This is a genomic window from Kumtagia sp. (assembly GCF_059502445.1).
This window is the reverse complement of record NZ_JCACER010000069.1, coordinates 14,706-34,496: the sequence shown is the minus strand read 5'-3', so window position 1 is coordinate 34,496 and position 19,791 is coordinate 14,706. Positions and strand designations below refer to the sequence as shown.

The 19,791-nt window shown below is 64.6% G+C and carries 18 protein-coding genes; 4 read left to right on the top strand and 14 right to left on the bottom strand.

Features of this window, described 5'->3' with window-relative positions:
• Positions 1-376: 376 nt before the first annotated feature.
• Complete coding sequence (gene pyc, locus AC5JDC_RS19250) at positions 377-3,838, bottom strand: pyruvate carboxylase (protein ID WP_495843705.1); 3,462 nt, start codon at positions 3,836-3,838, stop codon at positions 377-379.
• A 267-nt stretch (positions 3,839-4,105) separates the two neighbouring features.
• Between pyc and AC5JDC_RS19245 the strand changes: the two genes are divergently transcribed.
• Entirely contained in the window at positions 4,106-4,519 is a 414-nt protein-coding gene (locus AC5JDC_RS19245; protein ID WP_495843703.1) for a YciI family protein, read from the top strand.
• A 94-nt stretch (positions 4,520-4,613) separates the two neighbouring features.
• On the opposite strand, the gene AC5JDC_RS19240 is transcribed toward AC5JDC_RS19245, so the two are convergent.
• From AC5JDC_RS19240 to AC5JDC_RS19195, 10 genes are all read right to left on the bottom strand, one after another.
• Complete coding sequence (locus AC5JDC_RS19240; RefSeq protein WP_495843701.1) at positions 4,614-5,474, bottom strand: hypothetical protein; 861 nt, start codon at positions 5,472-5,474, stop codon at positions 4,614-4,616.
• Positions 5,475-5,732: 258 nt separating this feature from the next.
• Positions 5,733-6,848 (bottom strand): branched-chain amino acid ABC transporter substrate-binding protein, encoded by a 1,116-nt coding sequence (locus tag AC5JDC_RS19235; RefSeq protein WP_106773634.1) that lies wholly within the window; start codon positions 6,846-6,848, stop codon positions 5,733-5,735.
• A gap of 146 nt (positions 6,849-6,994) precedes the next feature.
• Positions 6,995-7,342 carry a DUF6867 family protein gene (locus AC5JDC_RS19230; RefSeq protein ID WP_495843699.1) on the bottom strand — a complete coding sequence of 116 codons (348 nt, stop codon included), beginning with the start codon at positions 7,340-7,342 and terminating at the stop codon, positions 6,995-6,997.
• A gap of 17 nt (positions 7,343-7,359) precedes the next feature.
• Complete coding sequence (locus tag AC5JDC_RS19225; protein ID WP_495843697.1) at positions 7,360-8,088, bottom strand: ABC transporter ATP-binding protein; 729 nt, start codon at positions 8,086-8,088, stop codon at positions 7,360-7,362.
• Positions 8,088-9,437, bottom strand: a complete 1,350-nt coding sequence (locus AC5JDC_RS19220; RefSeq protein ID WP_495843695.1) for an ATP-binding cassette domain-containing protein — start codon at positions 9,435-9,437, stop codon at positions 8,088-8,090. The genes AC5JDC_RS19225 and AC5JDC_RS19220 overlap by 1 nt, the downstream gene beginning before the upstream one ends.
• A complete protein-coding gene (gene livM, locus AC5JDC_RS19215) occupies positions 9,437-10,828 on the bottom strand; it encodes a high-affinity branched-chain amino acid ABC transporter permease LivM (RefSeq protein ID WP_106773638.1) in 1,392 nt (463 codons plus the stop codon). The genes AC5JDC_RS19220 and livM overlap by 1 nt, the downstream gene beginning before the upstream one ends.
• Before the next feature lie 4 nt (positions 10,829-10,832).
• On the bottom strand, positions 10,833-11,735 hold the full coding sequence (locus tag AC5JDC_RS19210) for a branched-chain amino acid ABC transporter permease (protein WP_106773639.1): 903 nt from the start codon (positions 11,733-11,735) through the stop codon (positions 10,833-10,835).
• A 331-nt stretch (positions 11,736-12,066) separates the two neighbouring features.
• Positions 12,067-13,068: a 4-hydroxyproline epimerase gene (locus tag AC5JDC_RS19205; protein WP_495843691.1), complete on the bottom strand. Its 1,002-nt coding sequence runs from the start codon at positions 13,066-13,068 to the stop codon at positions 12,067-12,069.
• Positions 13,069-13,079: 11 nt separating this feature from the next.
• Complete coding sequence (locus AC5JDC_RS19200; protein WP_495843689.1) at positions 13,080-14,399, bottom strand: NAD(P)/FAD-dependent oxidoreductase; 1,320 nt, start codon at positions 14,397-14,399, stop codon at positions 13,080-13,082.
• 58 nt (positions 14,400-14,457) lie between these two features.
• A complete protein-coding gene (locus AC5JDC_RS19195) occupies positions 14,458-15,369 on the bottom strand; it encodes a dihydrodipicolinate synthase family protein (protein WP_495843687.1) in 912 nt (303 codons plus the stop codon).
• 114 nt (positions 15,370-15,483) lie between these two features.
• Here AC5JDC_RS19195 and AC5JDC_RS19190 point away from each other — a divergent pair, with 114 nt between their 5' ends.
• The 3 genes from AC5JDC_RS19190 to AC5JDC_RS19180 all read left to right on the top strand — a co-directional run bounded on the left by AC5JDC_RS19190 (position 15,484) and on the right by AC5JDC_RS19180 (position 17,736).
• Positions 15,484-16,128, top strand: a complete 645-nt coding sequence (locus tag AC5JDC_RS19190) for a GntR family transcriptional regulator (RefSeq protein WP_495843707.1) — start codon at positions 15,484-15,486, stop codon at positions 16,126-16,128.
• A 228-nt stretch (positions 16,129-16,356) separates the two neighbouring features.
• On the top strand, positions 16,357-16,956 hold the full coding sequence (locus AC5JDC_RS19185; RefSeq protein WP_495843685.1) for a HupE/UreJ family protein: 600 nt from the start codon (positions 16,357-16,359) through the stop codon (positions 16,954-16,956).
• A 165-nt stretch (positions 16,957-17,121) separates the two neighbouring features.
• Complete coding sequence (locus tag AC5JDC_RS19180) at positions 17,122-17,736, top strand: LysE family translocator (protein WP_495843683.1); 615 nt, start codon at positions 17,122-17,124, stop codon at positions 17,734-17,736.
• Between the two features lie 46 nt (positions 17,737-17,782).
• Here AC5JDC_RS19180 and AC5JDC_RS19175 read toward each other — a convergent pair whose 3' ends face one another.
• The 3 genes from AC5JDC_RS19175 to AC5JDC_RS19165 form a co-directional block, all read right to left on the bottom strand.
• The gene (locus AC5JDC_RS19175) at positions 17,783-18,181 is read right to left on the bottom strand and encodes a RidA family protein (RefSeq protein WP_495843681.1); all 399 of its coding nucleotides are present in this window, start codon (positions 18,179-18,181) and stop codon (positions 17,783-17,785) included.
• A gap of 219 nt (positions 18,182-18,400) precedes the next feature.
• Complete coding sequence (locus AC5JDC_RS19170; protein WP_106773647.1) at positions 18,401-19,066, bottom strand: class I SAM-dependent methyltransferase; 666 nt, start codon at positions 19,064-19,066, stop codon at positions 18,401-18,403.
• 95 nt (positions 19,067-19,161) lie between these two features.
• A complete protein-coding gene (locus AC5JDC_RS19165; protein WP_495843679.1) occupies positions 19,162-19,725 on the bottom strand; it encodes a peroxidase-related enzyme in 564 nt (187 codons plus the stop codon).
• Positions 19,726-19,791 lie beyond the last annotated feature (66 nt).

Genomic DNA, 19,791 nt, shown 5'->3' with positions numbered 1-19,791 from the left:
AGTAGGTCGCTGCCAGGTCTGCCAAAAGCATCAATATCTTCTCTTTATGATAGGCATCCCCATAACAAAGGCCGCAAGGGCCGCCCGCAACCCGAAAGCTTGTCGGAGCCCCTTCGGGACGCTGATGCGTTCCGGTCGCGACGCGTGTCTCCCGCCGCCATCCCGTTCCGTTCAGCGCAGGATCGCTCCGCGATCAACGGGCGCAAATGCCGGTCGCGGTCCTCCGCATTTTGTTTTGGTGACGTCCGGCCTGTGCCGCATTGGCGCGGCTGAACGCACACGCCACCGATGCGGTTATCGGCGGCGTGTGCGCGCTCCGCTCGAAGCCGTAGCGTCCTGATGCGGACGCGTTCCGCCCTGGCGGGATGCCGCCTCGTCAGGCTGCGTAGACGACCAGCAGGTCCTTGGCGTCGATCTGGTCGCCGGAGCGGACCAGCAGCTCGGCGATGGTGCCGTCGCGCTCCGCGTGCAGGGCGGTCTCCATCTTCATCGCCTCGATGGAGAGCAGCACGTCGCCGGCCTTGACCGCCTGTCCGGTGCTGACGGCGAGCGTCGAGACGACGCCCGGCATCGGCGCGCCGACATGGGCTTCGTTACCGGGCTCCGCCTTGCGGCGGGCCTTGCCGTTCGAGGCGCCGTGCGCCCTGTCCGGCACCTTGACGCGTCGCGGCTGGCCGTTGACCTCGAAGAACACGGTGACCATGCCTTTCTCGTCGACGTCGCCGATGGCGAGGCAGCGGATCACCAGCGTCTTGCCCTTCTCGATGTCGACGAAGATCTCGTCCTCCGGCTTCATGCCGTAGAAATAGGTCGGCGTCGGCAGCACGCTGACCGGGCCGTAGGTCTCTGCCGCAGCGCAGAAGTCCGAAAACACCTTCGGGTACATAAGCCAGGAAGAAAACTCCTGCTCGCTGAGCTTGCGGGCGAGCTTTTCCTCGATCTCCTTGCGGCTCTTCGTCAGGTCGGCGGCTTTCAGCAGAGAACCGGGACGCGCCGTGATCGGCTTGTCGCCCTTGAGCGCCTTCTTCTGCAGCGCCGCCGGCCAGCCGCCGGGCGACTGGCCGAGATCGCCGCGCAGCATCGACACGACTGAATCCGGAAAGGCGATGTCCTTGGCCGGGTTCTCGACGTCGGCGACGCTGAGATCCTGGCTGACCATCATCAGTGCCATGTCGCCGACCACCTTGGAGGACGGCGTCACCTTGACGATGTCGCCGAACATCAGGTTGACGTCGTGATAAGCCTGCGCCACCTCGTGCCAGCGCGTCTCCAGCCCGAGCGAGCGCGCCTGTTCCTTGAGATTGGTGAACTGACCGCCCGGCATCTCATGCAGGTAGACTTCCGAGGCCGGTCCCTTCAGGTCGCTCTCGAAGGCCGCATACTGGTTGCGCACCGCTTCCCAATAGAACGAGATGCGCCTGATCCAGCCGGTGTCGAGGCCGGGATCGCGCTCCGTCCCCTTCAGCGCCTCGGCGATGGAGCCAAGGCAGGGCTGCGAGGTGTTGCCGGAGAAGGCGTCCATGGCCGCGTCGATGGCGTCGGCGCCGCTTTCGACCGCCGCCAGCACCGTGGCTGCGGCAAGCCCCGAAGTGTCGTGCGTGTGAAAGTGGATCGGCAGGTCGGTCGCCTCGCGCAGCGCCTTGAACAACACGCGCGCCGCGCCGGGCTTCAACAGGCCGGCCATGTCCTTGACCGCGATGATGTGGGCGCCGGCCGCTTCGAGTTCCCGGGCCAGCCCGACATAATATTTCAGGTCGTATTTGGCGCGAGCCGGATCGAGGATGTCGCCGGTATAGCACATCGCCGCTTCGCAGAGTTTTCCCTCGGCGCCGACCGCGTCCATGGCGACGCGCATGTTCTCGACCCAGTTCAGGCAGTCGAAGACGCGGAACAGGTCGATGCCGCCCGCCGCCGCCTGCCTGACGAAATGCTGGACGACGTTGTCGGGGTAGTTGGTGTAGCCAACGCCGTTGGCGCCGCGCAGCAGCATCTGCAGGAGCAGGTTGGGCGCCGCCTCGCGCACCAGCGACAGGCGCTCCCACGGGTCTTCGGTGAGGAAACGCATGGCGACGTCGAAGGTGGCGCCGCCCCAGCATTCGAGCGACAGCAGCTGCGGCAGGGCGCGCGCATAGGTGCCGGCGATCGCGGCGATGTCATGGGTGCGCATGCGGGTCGCCAGCAGCGACTGGTGGCCGTCGCGCATGGTCGTGTCGGTAACGAGCACCTGCTTCTGTTCGCGCATCCAGGCCGCGAATTTTTCCGGGCCGAGCGTGTCGAGCTTCTGCCTGGTGCCGTCGGGAATGGGGCCGGTGAACCAGGGGATGACGGGTGCCGCCGCTTCCGGGTTCGGCAGGGCGCGGCCGCGCGTCTCCGGATGGCCGTTGACGGTGACGTCGCCGAGATAGTTGAGCAGCTTGGTCGCCCGGTCCTGCCGCTTCACCTGGGCGAACAGCTCCGGCGTCGTATCGATGAACTTCGTCGTGTAGGAATTGTCGCGGAAGGCCGGATGGGTGATGATCGCTTCGAGGAAGGTGAGGTTGGTCGCCACGCCGCGGATGCGGAACTCGCGTAGCGCCCGATGCATGCGGGCGATCCCCTCCTCGGGGGTCGGCGCCCAAGCGGTCACCTTCTCCAGCAGCGGATCGTAGAAGCGGGTGATGACGGCGCCGGAATAGGCCGTGCCGCCATCGAGCCGGATGCCGAAGCCGGTGGCGCCGCGATAGGCGATGATGCGGCCGTAGTCCGGAATGAAATTCTGCTCGGGATCCTCGGTGGTTATGCGGCATTGCAGTGCGTGGCCGTTGAGGCGGATGTCCTTCTGTGCCGGGACACCTGACTCCGGCGTGCCGATGGCAAAACCGTCGAGGATGTGAATCTGCGCCTTGACGATGTCGATGCCGGTCACCTGCTCGGTGACGGTGTGCTCGACCTGGATGCGCGGGTTGACCTCGATGAAGTAGAATTTTCCGGTGTCGGCGTCCTGCAGGAACTCGACCGTGCCGGCCCCGATATAGCTGGTCTCGCCGGCTATCTTCAGCGCATAGCCGCAGAGCTCCTGGCGCAGCTCGTCGCGGAGATAGGGCGCCGGCGCCCGCTCCACGACCTTCTGGTTGCGGCGCTGGATCGAGCAGTCGCGCTCGAAGAGATGCACGGCATTGCCGTGGGTGTCGCCAAGAATCTGCACCTCGACATGGCGGGCGCGTTCGATCAGCTTCTCCAGATAGACCTCGTCCTTGCCGAACGCGGCCTTCGCCTCGCGCTTGCCCTCGGTGACCTCGCGCAACAGGTCGGCCTCGCCGCGGATGGCGCGCATGCCGCGGCCGCCGCCGCCCCACGACGCCTTCAGCATCACCGGGTAGCCGATCTCGGCGGCGAGCTTTCTGATTGCTTGCGGATCGTCCGGCAGCGGGTCGGTGGCAGGCACTACCGGAACGCCGACCTCGACGGCGAGGTTGCGCGCCGCCACCTTGTTGCCGAGCCGGCGCATCGTCTCCGGCTTGGGGCCGATGAAGGTGATGCCGTTCTCGGCGCAGGCCTCGGCGAATTCCGGGCTTTCCGACAACAGGCCATAGCCGGGATGGATGGCATCCGCCGCGGAAAGCTTGGCGACGCGGATCACTTCCTCGATCGACAGGTAGCTCTCGATCGGCCCCATGTCCTTGGCCAGATGCGGGCCGCGGCCGACCTGATAGCTCTCGTCGGCCTTGAAGCGGTGCAGCGAATACTTGTCCTCTTCCGCCCAGATCGCCACCGTTTTGAGACCCAGCTCATTGGCCGCGCGAAAGACGCGGATGGCGATCTCCGACCGGTTGGCGACAAGGATCTTGCTGATGGGCACCCGCACACTCCAAGGACAGGAAGGCTGACGCTTTCTGCTTAGCGCATAACTTGTGCAGTGCAAACAAAAATGGCGAAGCGGCTCAGCTTGCCTGGACGGCAGGTTTTCGCGGGCATTTCCTACGCTCGCTCACGCATTGCCTGGAGGAAGCGACGTCTTTCGGGAGACCTAAGACAGGCTTCTCCTGCGCGACCGATCGGATAGGATGCGCCGCTCGCAGAACCGCTGGCGCGTCTGCCGCAAGCGCAGAATAGAAGGGAGGAACTGATGCTCTACGCCATCCTTGCCTATCACGTGGAAGAGGTTGTGTCCTCATGGACGGAGGAGGAACGTCGGACCCTGATGAATGACCTGCTGCAGGTGAACGACAGGCTGACGCAGCAGGGCAAGCTCGGGCCGGCCGCCCGGCTGGACGCTACGGCCAAGGCCTCGACATTGCGGGGCCCCGGCGACGGCATGGTACTCGATGGACCATTCGCCGAAACGAAGGAACAGCTGCTCGGCCTCTACGTGGTCGACTGCGCCACGCGGGACGAGGCAATCGCGATCGCGCGTGACCTGCGCCGAGTCAACAAGACGGCGGTCTACGAAGTCCGTCCGATCTCCCTTTATCTGCCCGGGGTTCCGCTTCCACTGGGCGAATCGGCAACCTCGCAGGGTAGACCGAACGATCATGCCTGAGCATCGCGGACTCTGCCTGAAGTCGCTGGCCTGCCTCGTCGTTCGATCCTTGCAAACCCGTTTTCGACAGTGCGAACGGGTTTGACTGCTTCATTCAGTCAGCGGCGACATAGGGCGGGAACCTGATCTCGATCGCTGCATTCTTGCCGACCCTGCACTTGGCCGCGACATCGAGAACACCGGTCTGGTTGACCTCGCTCCAGCCGTTGCCGAAGCGCGTCTGCGTGAGGATCTTGTCCCTTCGCGTGTGCGGGCCGCCTGTGTAGCTTTGCGAGACCGACACCTTGGCCGAGAGCGTCTTGGTATTGTCGTCATAGGCGATCCAATCGACGCCATCCACCAGCACGATATGCCAGTCGCCGAAAACGATGACGCAACACGGCAAAATATCCTCCAGCGTCTTGATCGGATCGAACTTTCCCAGCGTAAGGTACTGATCCGACTTCCACGTCTGGTACTGGTCGAGATGGCTGATCGTGACCAGGTACTGGCTGACGAAGCCGATACAGTCCCATCCGAAGCAGGCATTGTCGACGAGTTCGGCCATCGCCTCCGGAAACGGTCGGCTCGGCTTGAACACGGTGGCCAGGTCGAGAAGCTTGCCGGGGATTTTCGTGAATGTCCCATCGCCGTTATTCCGAACGGAGTAGGTCTGGATCTTGAGCTTCCGCATCTCGTCCAGGTGATCGTACATCCAATTCCAGAGCGTTATGAAATCGTTGATGTCGCCCTGCCCGGTGAACATGCGGACATAGTTCCTGAACGGGGGTGTGCTGCCCAGCCGCGTCATCACGCCCTTGAGCTGGTTCATCAGATCCTGTGAGGTATAGGAACCGCCATTGCTGTCGGATGCCGACATGTATTTGTTGAGTCTGATATTGCCGCCTTTGGTGGCGAATCCCTCGATGGTCGCCCAATGCACGAAATGATCAGGGGACATGTAGGCCTGCGACATCAGTGCCCTCCAGACGCCCGGCTTGAATGCGGCTACCGACAGTAGCGCATGTCGTGAAAAAAAGGGATTCGCGTATCGGGCTCTATGCCTGCGCTCTTGCGCCTACCGCTTTCGGGCTGCTGCAAGCTTTCCGGCGACATGCACGGCAAGCGCATTCGCCGGCGGCCCGACAATTCCAGCGACTAGCCGAGGCAGGATCCGGAAGAAAAATGCCCGGCGCGAGGCGCCGGGCACGATTGGTTCAGACGTGCGCCCGGATCACTCCGGAACGTAGGTGTACTTGCCGTCGTCGCCCTTCTTCCAGATATACATGACGTAGCCCGGCAGCTTCGGATCACCCTTCTCGTCGAAGGCCATGTCGCCGAGTGCCGTCGGGAACGGCCCCTTCTCCTTCATCGCCTTGGCCACTTCCTGCGGGTCCACCGAATTGGCTGCCTTGGCGGCGGCGGCGATCACCTGCATGGCGGCGTAGGAGTAGAGCGTGTAGGCCTCCGGCTCGAAACCCTGAGAGCGGAACTTCTCGACCAACTCCTTGTTCTTCGGGTCGAGGCGCGGATCGGGCCCGAAGGTGTTCAGCGTGCCTTCCACCGCGTCGCCGGCGATCGAGGCGAGTTCGTTCGACACGATGCCGTCACCCGACACCAGCTTGGCCTTGAGGCCCTGGTCCGCCGCCTGGCGGATGATCAGGCCGGCTTCGGTGTGCAGGCCGCCCCAGTAGACGATGGTGACGCCGGCTTCCTTCATCTTGGCGATCAGCGCCGAGAAGTCCTTGTCGCCGACATTCACGCCTTCATACATGACTTCGTTGACGCCGGCGGCGTTCATCGCCTTCTTGGTCTCGTCGGCGAGGCCCTGGCCGTAAGGCGTCTTGTCGTGGATGACCGCGATCTTGCCGTCCTTGAACTTCTCCGCCAGATACGCGCCGGCGATGCCGCCCTGCTGGTCGTCGCGACCGCAGGTGCGGAACACGTTCCACAGGCCACGCTCGGTGAAGGTCGGGTTGGTCGCCGCCGGGGTGATCTCCAGGATGCCGTTCTCGGCATAGACTTCCGAGGCCGGGATGGAGACGCCCGAGTTGAAATGACCGACGACATATTTGACGCCGTCGGCGACGAACTTGTTGGCGACCGAGATGCCCTGCTTCGGATCGGAGACGTCATCGCCGACGACGACCTTGATCTGCTCGCCATTGATGCCGCCCGCCGCGTTGATGTCGGCTGCCGCCTGCTCGGCGCCCTTCTGGAGCTGGGCCCCGAAGGCAGCGTTCGGGCCGGTGACCGGGCCGGCGACGCCGATGACGATGTCCGCCCAGGCGCTGCCGCTGAACGCCATCAGGGCGGTCAGGGCAACTGCGGACAGAAGTGACTTCTTCATGTAAACGCTCCCATTAACGGGGTGGGCGAGGATCGAGGATCATGCCTTCTTGCGATGCCCACCCTTATCGCAGAAGGTAACTTTGCCGATTTCCAGGCGCTTGTCACGCCGTTTCGTTTGCGGGGTTCCGGCCCCCTAAGTCGGCCTCAGCCCTTGGCTTTCCAGCCGATCGGCGAGGTCTTCTCGTAGAGCCAGTGGTACTGCGTCACCATCTGGTTGGTCCGGGTGAAGCGGTAGCCCAATATGCCCAGGACCAGCAGGATGATCGTGTCGACGATATAGTAGTGAGCCGTGAACATCGTGCCCTCGAAGAGGGCGTGATGGATGAAGCGCACGGCAATGCCGAGCAGCAGGAGATAGACGACCAGCGCCGACATGGGCCGCCAGGTCTGGGCGCAGGCCCGCCCCGTCATCCATGCCGCCCAGCCGCCGAGCAGCAAGGTGACGAAGAAGAACTGCCAGATCGACGGTTCCTCGTAGAGAATTCCATGCATCGCAGTCGCTCCAAAGCTCAGTGCCGGCCGCCTTCGAGATAGGCCGCGCGCACTTCCGGATCGGCGAGAAGCTCCTTGCCGGTGCCGCTCATGGTGACCCGGCCGTTGACCATGACATAGCCGCGGTTGGCGAGCTTCAGGGCGCCGAAGGCGTTCTGCTCGACCAGGAACACGGTCAGGCCCTGCGTCCGGTTGAGTTCGCGGATGGCATCGAAGATCTGCTTGACGATCAGCGGCGCCAGGCCCAGCGACGGCTCGTCGAGCAGCAGCAGCTTCGGGCGCGCCATCAGCGCGCGGCCGATCGACAGCATCTGCTGCTCGCCGCCCGACAGCGTGCCTCCGCGCTGCGCGATGCGCTCCTTCAGGCGGGGGAACAGATGAAAGACCTTCTCGACGTCCTCGTCATAATATTTGAGGTTGTCGAGGCTCGCCCCCATCTGCAGGTTTTCCATCACCGTCATGCGCGGGAAGATGCGACGGCCTTCCGGCGACTGGGCGATCCTGAGCCGCGCGATCTCGTGGGTGGGCAGGTTGGTGATGTCGGTACCGGCGAAGGTGATGGTGCCGGTGCGCGCCCGGGGGCTGCCGAAGATGGTCATCATCAGCGTCGACTTGCCGGCGCCATTGGCGCCGATCAGCGCGACGATCTCGCCCTGGTCGACCGTCACGTCGACGCTGTTCAACGCCCGGATATTGCCGTAGTAAGTCTCGATGCCCCGCACATCGAGCAGCGGTTGCGTGGCCATTATTTCCTGCTCCCACGCTTGCGCGCCGGCTCGGCCGCCGTTTCCTTTGCCGGCTTGGCGGCCGCCTTCACCAGCCGTTTGGCCTGGCCGACCCAATCCTCGCGAGCGATGCGACCGTCGAATTCGAGATAGGCTTCGGCGGCACGGATGTCGGCAGCCTTCCACGACGCGATCTGCTCGAAGCGGTAGACGCCATGCTCGTTGAGCTTCCTGGCATTCACCGGGCCGATACCCTTGATCAGAGTGAGCTTGTCCGGCGCGGTTTCCGCAACCGGAACGGACGCCGGCGCGGCCGCCATCTCCGCGGCCCTGGCCTTGGCCCGCGCCTCACGCTCCTCCACTTGCCTCGCCCGCGACGCGCCGGGCGACACGGTTATGCGCTCGCCGTACTCGTCGCTATGGGCGATGGTGTCGGAAATCGAGCCGGCCATCATCGAGGAGGAATCGCCGGGGCCGTGAGCCCGGTCGGGTTCCGCGTCGAGCTGCTCGATCACGTGATCGTCGCCGACCTCGGCAAGCACCTCTGTGACTTCTTCGTCCTCGACGCCGAGATAGGCGGCGATGACGCGGGGGTCGGTCTTCACGAAGGTCGGGTCGCCGTCGGAAATTTTTCGGCCATATTCCAGCACCACGACGTGATCGGATATCTGCATGACGACCGACATGTCGTGCTCGATGAGCAGGATCGACGTGCCGGTGTCCTGCTTGATGTCGTTAAGCAGATCGTTCAGGGCCTGCGATTCGCGCGGATTGAGGCCGGCCGCCGGCTCGTCCAGGCACAGCAGCTCGGGACCCGTGCACATGGCGCGGGCGATCTCGAGGCGCCGCTGCGCGCCGTAGGGCAGGTCGCCGGCGGGATCATCGGCGCGGTTGACCAGGTCGGCTTTCTCCAGCCAGTGCTTGGCGAGATCGATCGATTCGGCCGAGGCTTGACGGTAGCCGCCGATGCCGAGCAGGCCCATGACCGTGTAGCCGGAAGCCTTCATCAGCTTGTTGTGCTGGGCGACCAGCAGGTTCTCCAGCAGCGTCATGCCAGAGAACAGGCGGATGTTCTGGAAGGTGCGCGCCACCTTGGCGCGCGCCGCGATCTCATGACCCGGCAGGCGCTCCAGCAGATAGGCCGAGCCGTCCTGGCGGGTCAGCGTGATCATGCCCTCGGTCGGCTTGTAGAAGCCGGTGATGCAGTTGAACACGGTGGTCTTGCCGGCGCCGTTCGGCCCGATGAGCGCGGTGATCTCGCCGCGTCTGGCTTCGAAGGAGAGGTCGCCGATGGCGACGAGGCCGCCGAACTTCATCGACAGATGTTCGACCTGAAGGATCGGATATGTCATCTCGCCTGCCGCGTTCATCAGCCGTGACCTTCCTTGGTAAAGGCGGCGGAAATGGCCTTTCTCTGATGCAGGAACGCGGTCGGTTCGCGGCTGCCGACGAAGCCGCGCGGCTTCCACACCATGACGATGATCATGGCGAGCCCGAACAGCAGCATGCGGTAGAGCTCCGGCGTGAAGTCCTGACCGAACACCTGCTTGAGGAACGTCATCTCGCGCAGGATCTCGGTGCCGCCGATCATCACCAGCGCCGCAATCGCTATGCCCATCAGCGAGCCCATGCCGCCGAGCACGACGATGGCGAGAATGATCGCCGATTCCAGGAAAACGAAGGATTCCGGGCTGACGAAACCCTGCCTCGCCGCGAAGAAGGAGCCGGCGAAGCCACCGAACATGGCGCCGATGGCGAAGGCGGTCAGCTTGGTTGTCGTGGTGTTGATGCCGAGCGAGCGACAGGCGATCTCGTCCTCGCGCAACGCCTCCCAGGCCCTGCCGACCGGCATGCGCCGCAGCCGGATGGTGACGAAGGCGGTGAGCAGGCAGAGCAGAACGATGAGATAATAGAGGAAGATCTTGTAGTAGGCGCCCGAGGCGGCCAGCCCGAAGACCTTGCCGAAATAGATGTCCGACGACACGTTGAAGTCGAACAGGCCGAAGAAATCGACCTTCGGGATGCCGGAGATGCCGGCCGAGCCGTTTGTCACCTCGCGCCAGTTGATCAGCACCAGTCGGATGATCTCTCCGAAGGCGAGCGTCACGATGGCGAGATAGTCGCCGCGCAGACGCAGCACCGGAAAGCCGAGGATGACACCCCAGAAGGCGGCCATGATGCCGGCCGCCGGCAACAGGATCCAGAACGACCAGCCGAGTTCGGTGCCGAGCAGCGCGTAGGAATAGGCGCCCACCGCATAGAAGGCGACGTAGCCGAGATCGAGCAGGCCCGCCAGGCCGACCACGATGTTCAGCCCCCAGGCCAGCATCACATAGATGAGGATCTGGATGCCGAAATTGTCGACCCATTTCAGCGAGCCCTGCAGGCCGACCGCCCACAGGATGAAGATCGGGTAGAGGAACAGCGCCAGGATCGCCAGCTTCGTCCCGTTCTTGCGAAGCGCGCCGGGCTCGGCGGCGACCGCCGTCGCCTTGGCCCTGGCCGCGGCACGGGCCGCGATCGCCGGCTGGGCGAAGGCCACGAACAGGAAGCGGCCGGCCATGGTGAGCAGCACCACGATCGCCAGCGTGCCCCAGCGCTGCACCAGGATGAGCTCGTTGCGGATGTTCTGGTCGGTCCTCAGTCCGATGAACAGGACGAACAGGCCGAAGGAGATCAGGCCGGCATAGAGCGCCTGCCGGGCGGCCTCGCTGAAATTGCTTTCGGCGGCGACGCGCTGCGCGGAAACGGCTTGTGCCATGATGTCAGACCTTCTCCACTTCGGGGCGGCCGAGGATGCCGGAGGGCAGGAAGATCAGCACGATGGCGAGGATCGAGAAGGCGGCGACGTCCTTGTAGTCGATGGAGAAATAGGCCGACCACATGCTCTCGATGAAGCCGATCAGCAGGCCGCCGAGCACCGCGCCGGGGATCGAGCCGATGCCGCCCAGCACCGCCGCGGTGAACGCCTTCACGCCCGGCACGAAGCCGTCCGAGAAGACGACCACGCCATAATACATCAGGAACAGCGTGCCGGCGACGGCGGCGAGCGAGGCGCCCATGATGAAGGTGATGGAGATGGTGCGGTCGACGTCGACGCCGAGCAGCGCCGCCATCCTGCGGTCCTGCTCGCAGGCGCGCTGGGCGCGGCCGAGCGCCGTCTTGTTGACGAGGTACCAGAAGATGGCGAGCAGCGAGACAGTGACGATGACGATGATGATCTGCTTGAGGGAGACCGAGATGCCGGCGATGTTGTAGACTTGGCTCACCATCGGCGGGATCGGCTTGTTGCGCGGGCCCTGCGTCACCTGCACGAAATTCGACAGGGCGATCGACATGCCGATGGCGGTGATCAGCGGCGCCAGCCGGAACGAGCCGCGCAGCGGCCGGTAGGCCACCTTCTCGATGGTCCAGTTGTAGAGGCTGGTGAGCAGCATCGCCACGATCATCATGATCAGCAGCGCCACGACCACCGGCACCGAATAGAACATCGCACCGAGGATCAGGAAGACGATCAGCGCCGTGAAGGCTCCGATCATGAAGATGTCGCCATGGGCGAAGTTGATCATGCCGATGATGCCGTAGACCATCGTGTAGCCGATCGCGATCAGCCCGTAGATCGATCCCAGCGTCAGCCCGTTCACAAGCTGCTGGACGAAATATTCCATATTTCTGCGGCTCCCCTGGGATGTCGCCCGGACGGACGCAGCCCTTTTGTTATTCCCTTAGTGGTACGATTTCGAGCCGGGATTGCAATGCGATTCTTGCATTGCCGTGCCCGAAACCGCCCGCTCCCCGATCCGTCTGTTTTGTTGTGGCAGCCCCTTGGATCAGCGCGGACCCTATCATTGGCATAACGCAATGTCTTTGATGAATCGACGCCTTTCACCAAGTCTTGACGGCAAGGATCGCTGCTGGAAAGCCAATTTTCCGTGAATCATTGCACGAAAACGAGAAATCATTCTTTCGTCGTAGAAGTCCGCGAGAGCTTCCGCTGCGTCATTTTACCACGAATCCGTGGGCGAACGGATCGCGGTCGTCGATGACGATGGTGTTGTGTCCGGTCATGCGCGCCCAGCCGCCGATCGAGGGTACGATGCCGGCTCTGCCGCCCACCTCCACCTCGCGCTCGACCCGACCCTTGAATAATGAGCCGATGATGGATTCGTGGACAAAGCTGTCGCCGGCTTTGAGCTTGCCCTTGGCATGGAGCTGCGCCATGCGTGCCGAGGTGCCGGTGCCGCAGGGCGAGCGGTCGATCGCCTTGTCGCCGTAGAAGACCGCGTTGCGCGCGTCGGCCTCCGGCTGTGTCGGTCTGCCGGTCCACAGCATGTGCGACAGCCGGTTGATGCCGGGGTTCTCCGGATGCACGAAAGAATATTTCTCGTTGAGGCGCTGGCGCACGACGGGGCTCCAGGCGATGAGGTCCCCGGCCGAATGATCAGCCATGTCGCGGAAGTTCTCCTGAGGTTCGACGATCGCATAGAAATTGCCGCCATAGGCGACGTCGACGACGATCTCGCCGAGAACCGGGCAGTCCACCGTCAGCCCCTCGGCATGGAGGAAGGACGGCACGTTGGTGATGCGCACCTCCTCGACATATTGGCCCTCCTGCCGGTATTCGGCGACGACTAGCCCCGCCGGCGTGTCGAGCCGCAGCACGCCCGGCGTCTTCGGCCGCACCAAGCCGTGCTCGATGGCCATCGTGACAGTGCCGATGGTGCCGTGGCCGCACATGGGCAGGCAGCCGGAAGTCTCGATGAACAGGATGGCGATGTCGCAGTCGGGCCGGGTCGGCGGGTAGAGGATCGATCCGGACATGACGTCGTGGCCGCGCGGCTCGAACATCAGCCCGGTGCGGATCCAGTCGTACTCGGCGAGGAAATGTGCCCTCCGCTCCATCATGGTCGAGCCTTCGAGCAGCGGCCCGCCGCCGGCGACGAGGCGGACCGGATTGCCGCAGGTGTGGCCGTCGAGGCAGAAGAAGGTGTGGCGGGCCATGGCTGAAACTCTCAAAACCTCTGAGGACTGAACGGCGCCAGATCGATTGCCGGACTCTGGCCCACAACCAGATCGCGGATCAAGCGGCCGGTGGCGGCGGCCTGGGTGAGGCCGAGATGCCCATGGCCGAAGGCGTAGACCATGTTGTCCGCAGCCTGAGATCGGCCGATGACCGGAAGCGAGTCCGGCAGGGACGGGCGAAAGCCCATCCATTCGCGACCGCCGGACGGGTCCAGGCCCGGCAGGAATTGTTTCGCCTTCTCCAGCATCGCCCGCGAGCGGGCGAAATTGGGCGGCCGCCTCAGCCCGGCGAGTTCGACCGCGCCACCGACGCGCAGGCCGGTGTCGAGTGGCGTGATGACGAAACCGTGGCCGGAGAAGATGAGCTGGCGCTTCACGTCGAAGGCGGTTCTCGGCAGCGTGGTGTTGTAGCCGCGCTCGGTCTCCAGCGGAATGCGCTCACCGAGCTGGCGCGCCAGCAGATGCGACCAGGCGCCGGCGGCAACCACCAGGTGCCGCGCCATGATCGTGCGGCCGCCGCGCAACTGGACGACGACCTGGTCTTTCGACCGCATGACCAATCCGACGTCACCCTGGACGAACTTCGCGCCATGGGCTTCGGCATGGCCCCAGACGGCCTTTCCGAGCAGCTTCGGGTCGGCGACGGTCTTCCAGCCCGGAACGAAGGTGCCTTTGACGAAACGTGGCGACAGGCCGGGCTGGAGCTCGGCCAACTCGCCGCCCGCGACATGCCTGAAAGCGATGCCGAAACGGCCGCGCGCTGACCAGCCGGGCAACGACGCCGAGAATTCGGCCTCGCTCTCGTAAAGCTCCAGCGAGCCGTCCTCGCGCAGCATCTTTTGCGTGCCGGAGCGCTCCATCAGGCCCATCCACTCGGCTTCGGCGAGCTTCATCAGCGACGCCTGGGCGGCAAGGCTCGCCTCATAGTTCCTCGGCGAGCCGGCACGCCAGAAGCGGATGAGCCAGGGCAGCAGCTTCGGCAGATAGCCGGGCGGGATGGCGAGCGGCCCGAGCGGATCGGCCAGCCATTTCGGCAACTGCCGGATCATGCCCTTCTGCGCGAGCGGCAGCACGTCGGAGAAGGCGAAGGCAGCCGCGTTGCCGGAGCTGGTCTCCTCGCAGATGCCGGTGCGATCGATGAGCATGACGGAGCGGCCGGCCTCGGCCAGATATGCTGCGGCGCAGATGCCGATGATGCCGGCGCCGACGATGACGATGTTTTCCGCTTCTCCCCGTTCGCGAGGAGAAGGTGCTCCAAGGGAGGGCGAGGGGCGGAGCCCTTCATTTGCCGGCTCTGAATTGCTCGCCACGCTGGTGCCGTCCCTCATCCGCTGCCGCCATCTTCTCCATGCAACGGGCAGAAGGGAACTACGCCGCCTTTGCCACCTGAAGCTTCGGCAGTTCGGGGCGAGTGGCGATCGCGTCCCTGACGATCTTCTCCACGGCGGCGCGGCGCTCGCCCGACAGCGGCTGGCGCGGCATGCGCACGCGGTCGTTGGTGCCGATGGCGAAAACCTCGGCGAGCTTGATGTTCTGGACGAGGTAGGTCGAGACGTCGAGGTCGAGCAGCGGCCGGAACCAGCGGTAGATTTTCAGCGCTTCGTCGCGACGCCCCTGCTTCATCAGTTGATAGATGGCGACGGTCTCCTTCGGAAAGGCGGTTACCAGGCCGGCTACCCAGCCGATGGCGCCGACCGACAGCGCCTCGAAGGCGAGATTGTCGACGCCGGTGAACAGGTCGAAACGATCGCCGAAGCGGTTGATGATGTCGGTGGAGCGGCGGATGTCGTCCGAGGATTCCTTGATCGCGACGAAGAGGGGATCGGCAGTGAGTTCCTCCATCACCTCAACGGTGACGTCGACGCGGTATGCGATGCGGTTGGAATAGATCATCACCGGCAGGCCGCCGGCCGCCGCGACGGCCTTCAGCGTCGCCACGGTCTCCTCGGGGTTGGTGTGGTAGATCGGGCTCGGCACCACCATCAGCCCATCGGCGCCGGCCTTCGCCGCGCGCGCCGCAAGCGCCGCACCGTCGCGTGTCGCCGCCTCGTTGACGGTGAGCAGCACCGGCCGGCCGGCGGCCACCTTCTGCGCCGTCTTCAGCACCTCGATCTTCTCGTCATGGCTCAGCATCGGCCCTTCGCCGAGCGAGCCGGCGACGATGATGCCGTCGCATCCAGCCTCGATCTGCAGTGCGAAGCAGCGCTCCATTTCAGCATGATCCAGCCTGTCGTCCTGCGTGAACTTGCTCGTGACGGCTGGGAAGACACCGTTCCACATGGTTTATCTCCTTCAGATATATCAGTGATATATCTAGAAACGGCTACATTTGTCAATCTGGATTCCAGCGTGATATATCAATGGTATATCAATCAGGGCGTCAGCTTGAATCGGATCGAAATCGCCAACGAGTCGGCCACTGCCCGCGCCTACCGGGCGTTGGAGCGTGCCATCGTGACGCTCGAACTCGCGCCCGGCACGGTCACCACCGAGGGACATCTGATCGAACGTCTCGGCTATGGCCGCACGCCGGTGCGCGAGGCGATCCAGCGGCTCGCCTGGGAGGGGCTGGTCGAGATCAGGCCGCGCGCCGGGCTGGCAGTCTCGCCGCTGCATGCCGGCGACTGGCTGCGCGTGCTCGATGCCCGTACCGGCATCGAGATCGTACTGGCGCGCTCAGCCGCCCGCTTCGCCACCCCGGATGCCGGGGAGCGGTTCCAGGACTCTGCACAGGCCATGCACCGCGCCGTTCTCGCTGCCGACGTGATCGCCTTCCTGGAAGCAGACAAGGCGCTCGACGACGCCATGGCGCTCGCGGCCGACAATCCGTTCGCGGCCCGTCTGGCGGCGCCGCTGCAGACCCATTCGCGCCGCTTCTGGTTCCGCTACCAGCGCGAGACGGGGCTTGCCGAATCGGCTGCCCACCATGTCGAGCTGATCCGCAAGATCCTCGACCGCGACGAGGCCGGCGCCGCCGCCGAAGCCGAACGGCTGATGGTGCTGTTGCGCGGACATGCCCAGGCTGCGATCAGCCGCTGATCGTTTCCGATCGGGCATTGGCTGCTTGCTGCGGTTCCGGTTTGGGCAAGAACAGCCGCTTTTCGCATCATCTGCCGCCTCGATAGGCGTCCTGGGCTTCCGTCGCAGGGGATTTGTTGAAGCCCGGCCATGCCGGCCGTTGACTGCGGCGATGCGGCGGCGAAAACTCCGCCCGCAATTCAGCTCACCACCGGACAGGCGCGGCGACCGAACATGAGGAACGGACAGATGAACATCAGATTGGCGGGCGGCCTCCTGGCAGCGACGGCGACGCTCCTTCCGGCGACGGCTTTCGCCCACACCGGTGTCGGCCCGGCCGGCGGCTTCGCACATGGCCTCGCGCACCCGATCTCCGGCCTCGACCACATGCTCGCCATGGTCATGGTCGGCGTGCTCGCCTGGCAGATCGGCGGCCGTGCGCTGTGGCTGGTGCCGGCCACCTTCGTGCTGGTCATGGCGCTCGGCGGCATGCTCGGCGTCGCCGGCGTCGATCTGCCCTTCGTCGAGGCCGGCATCGCCGTTTCGGTGATCGTGCTCGGCGCGATCGTCGCCGCCGGTATCAAGGCGCCGGTCGCCGCCGCAATGGGGATCGCGGCGCTGTTCGCGGTCTTCCACGGCCATGCCCATGGCAGCGAAATGCCGGCGGATGCCGGTGGCCTCGCCTATGGGTTGGGTTTCATGCTCGGCACCGCGCTGCTGCATCTCGCCGGTATCGGCGCCGGCCTGCTGATCGGCAGGATTGCCGAGCGCCACGGTCCGCTGGCGATGCGCGCCGCCGGCGGCGCGGCCGCGGTGGCCGGTGTCGGCATCCTGACCGGGGTGCTGTAGATCGGCCTCCGCTCCGACCGGCGTATAGCTCCGCGAGCCGCCTGGCCGATCATGTGAGCGGCCAGCGGCAAGAGACGCTGGCAGAGGCCGCGCGAAATCAGTATCGTCGGCGATCTTTTGCACCGTCCGGCACGCCGGGCGGCGTCATGACGCCGGAGCCGATCCATGGAACTCTCTTCGCTTCTGATCTTCGCCGGCGCGCTGCTGGTCGCCGCCGGCTCGCCGGGCCCTAGCATCGCTGCGCTGGTCGCCCGCGTCGTCTCCAAGGGTTTTCGCGACGTTTTTCCGTTCCTGCTCGCCATGTGGATCGGCGAGGCGATCTGGCTGACCTTGGCCGTCTTCGGCCTTGCCTTCGTTGCCCAGACCTTCCATCTGGCCTTCGTCGTCGTGAAATGGCTCGGCGTCGCCTATCTCGCCTATCTCGCCTGGAGGATGTGGACGGCGCCGGTGAAGGCGGATGGCGGCGCGCTGCCCAGAGCGGACGCGCCGGCGAAACTGTTCATGGCCGGCATGGCCGTCACGCTCGGCAATCCGAAGATCATGATGTTCTACCTGGCGCTGCTGCCGACCATCATCGATCTCGCTTCGGTCAGCCTGCTCGGCTGGGCCGAGCTGACGCTCACCATGGCGCTGGTGCTGATCGCCATCGATCTCGCCTGGGTGTTCGCAGCAGCGCAGGCGAGGCGGCTGCTGAAGAGCGAGCGGGCGATGCGCGTTGCCAACCGCATCAGCGCCGCCACCATGGGCGGCGCGGCGGCGGCGATCGCCGCGCGGTCGTGAGGGCCGGCTCGGCCCGCACGGCTAGACTTGTCGGCGATCTCGTCGGTCAGGCGGACTGAGGAATGCGGGCGATGACCTTGATCTCGAAATCGAAGCCGGCCAGCCAGTTCACGCCGACCGCGGTCCAGTTGGGATAGGGCTTCTCGCCGATCGCCTTCAACCGGACCGCGCTGACCGCCTCCCACTGCGTGGCAGGGTCGGTGTGGAAGGAGGTGACGTCGACGACGTCGTCGAACGTGCAGCCGGCCGCCTTCAGCACCGCGTTCAGATTGTCGAAGGCAAGCTGGACCTGCTTTTCGAAGTCAGGCTCGGGTGAACCGTCCTCGCGGCTGCCGACCTGGCCCGAGACGAAAAGAAGGTCGCCTGAACGGATCGCCGCCGAATAGCGGTTGATCTCGTAAAGCGCCTGCCGGCCGGCAGGGAAGATCGCATCACGTTTGGCCATTGTTTTCTCCTGTTGGAACAAGGCAGGCGGAATCTTCCTGCCGTCGCATCGATATGCACCCCGTATGTCGGCATATCGGTACATACGTGACGTATGTCAATGTGCATACGCTACGTATGTCTTTGCATCGCGTTTGTCGGCCGAAGCTGGCACGTTGCCGGAGACGCGGATACCATTGCCTCGCAGGCAATGCAGAGGGAGGGCCGTGGTCTCCGGCGGCTATCCCGCTATTTGCTCGGCGGCAGGGCTTTGCTTGCGGGCCACAATGTAGGGACGATTGTCGTTGCCCCTGGTTGCGTGGCTTTCAGCAGCAAGGATGTCGAACCCTGCGGCCCGTATGAATTGGCGCAGCTCCGCCGCCCGGAAAATTCCGGCATACGGCGCCTTGCCGATTGCGCGCATCGCGGGCAGCAAGGCGAGCCGGACGAGTGGATTCATATCGCCTACGCATGGTGTCTTGGAAATGAACAAGCCGTCGGCCGCAAGCAGGGCATGGATGCGGCGCAGCGTGCCGGGCAGGTCGCGGACCAGATGGAGATAGTTGAATCCCAGGACAGCGTTGAACTGCATGGCTTCGGGCATGAGCTCGTCTGCGGCTGCAACGCGGAAAGCAAGAGCGGGAACGGGAGCCGCGGAGCACTTCTCCTCGGCAATCGCGATCATTCCAGCGGAAATATCCGTCGCAAGATAGCTTTGCACATCGCCTGCAAGCCGGAGCGCCGTCGTTCCTGTTCCGCAACCCAGCTCCAATACGCGGTCGTTTGATCCCAACAGAGCGCGGGTCCGGTCCAGCGTGTGCTCATATCCGGCCGGGTCCGCAATCGCGCCCCGGGCATACTTCCTCGAAGTCCTGTCCCAGAAGCGGGTGTCACTCGCTGTGCCCATGACGGTTTCCACTGTTTCATCGACGGGAACGGGTCGGAAGCGGCGATTTCCTGCCGAGGGTCGGATTTGCCCGGCTGGTGATCTGCATCGAGACATTACCGCGCCATAGCGTGGTATTCGGCGTTCGGCCGCATGTCGACCGCGGCCGCCACGCGGTTAGACATGTTGAAGAAGGCGGCGGTAGCGGCGATGTCCCAGATGTCGCGATCGGAGAATCCCGCCTCGCGCAACGCGGCGCGGTCGGCCTCCTCCACCCTGTCGGGCGTTTCGGTCAGCTTGACGGCGAAGTCCAGCATGGCCCGCTGCTTCGGCGAAAGCTCCGCGGCGCGATAGTTCATCGCCATCATCTCGCCGAGCGCCGGATGGCCGGAGAGTTTTCGCACCGCCGCCCCATGCGCCGTCAGGCAGTAGTAGCAGTGGTTCACCGAGGAGACAGCGACCGCGATCATCTCGCGCTCGAGCTTCGACAGGCCGGAATCGCCCAGCATCAGCTCGTTGTACATCTCGGTGAAGGCGCGCAGCTTCTTCTCGTCGAAGGCATAGGCCCAGAGCACGTTGGGCACGAGGCCGAGCTTCTCCACGCATTTGTCGAAATAGGTTCTTGTCGCCTCGCTCGGTTCCGCCGGCTCGAGCGCCAGCGCGGTGATCTTCTCGGCCATGTCCTGCCTCCTTCGTTGCTGTGACGCCGCTTTTCCTATCGCCCGTCAAACCTTTGTCGCCAATTG

Excerpts from the sequence above, each read along its gene's own strand:
- AC5JDC_RS19185 (WP_495843685.1), top strand. The coding sequence starts at position 16,357 with ATGAACATCAGATTGGCGGGCGGCCTCCTGGCAGCGACGGCGACGCTC.
- AC5JDC_RS19245 (WP_495843703.1), top strand. The coding sequence starts at position 4,106 with ATGCTCTACGCCATCCTTGCCTATCACGTGGAAGAGGTTGTGTCCTCA.
- AC5JDC_RS19175 (WP_495843681.1), bottom strand. The coding sequence starts at position 18,181 with ATGGCCAAACGTGATGCGATCTTCCCTGCCGGCCGGCAGGCGCTTTAC.
- AC5JDC_RS19205 (WP_495843691.1), bottom strand. The coding sequence starts at position 13,068 with ATGGCCCGCCACACCTTCTTCTGCCTCGACGGCCACACCTGCGGCAAT.
- AC5JDC_RS19165 (WP_495843679.1), bottom strand. The coding sequence starts at position 19,725 with ATGGCCGAGAAGATCACCGCGCTGGCGCTCGAGCCGGCGGAACCGAGC.
- AC5JDC_RS19230 (WP_495843699.1), bottom strand. The coding sequence starts at position 7,342 with ATGCATGGAATTCTCTACGAGGAACCGTCGATCTGGCAGTTCTTCTTC.
- livM (WP_106773638.1), bottom strand. The coding sequence starts at position 10,828 with ATGGCACAAGCCGTTTCCGCGCAGCGCGTCGCCGCCGAAAGCAATTTC.
- AC5JDC_RS19240 (WP_495843701.1), bottom strand. The coding sequence starts at position 5,474 with ATGTCGCAGGCCTACATGTCCCCTGATCATTTCGTGCATTGGGCGACC.
- AC5JDC_RS19225 (WP_495843697.1), bottom strand. The coding sequence starts at position 8,088 with ATGGCCACGCAACCGCTGCTCGATGTGCGGGGCATCGAGACTTACTAC.
- AC5JDC_RS19195 (WP_495843687.1), bottom strand. The coding sequence starts at position 15,369 with ATGTGGAACGGTGTCTTCCCAGCCGTCACGAGCAAGTTCACGCAGGAC.
- AC5JDC_RS19170 (WP_106773647.1), bottom strand. The coding sequence starts at position 19,066 with ATGGGCACAGCGAGTGACACCCGCTTCTGGGACAGGACTTCGAGGAAG.
- AC5JDC_RS19180 (WP_495843683.1), top strand. The coding sequence starts at position 17,122 with ATGGAACTCTCTTCGCTTCTGATCTTCGCCGGCGCGCTGCTGGTCGCC.
- AC5JDC_RS19220 (WP_495843695.1), bottom strand. The coding sequence starts at position 9,437 with ATGAACGCGGCAGGCGAGATGACATATCCGATCCTTCAGGTCGAACAT.
- AC5JDC_RS19235 (WP_106773634.1), bottom strand. The coding sequence starts at position 6,848 with ATGAAGAAGTCACTTCTGTCCGCAGTTGCCCTGACCGCCCTGATGGCG.
- AC5JDC_RS19210 (WP_106773639.1), bottom strand. The coding sequence starts at position 11,735 with ATGGAATATTTCGTCCAGCAGCTTGTGAACGGGCTGACGCTGGGATCG.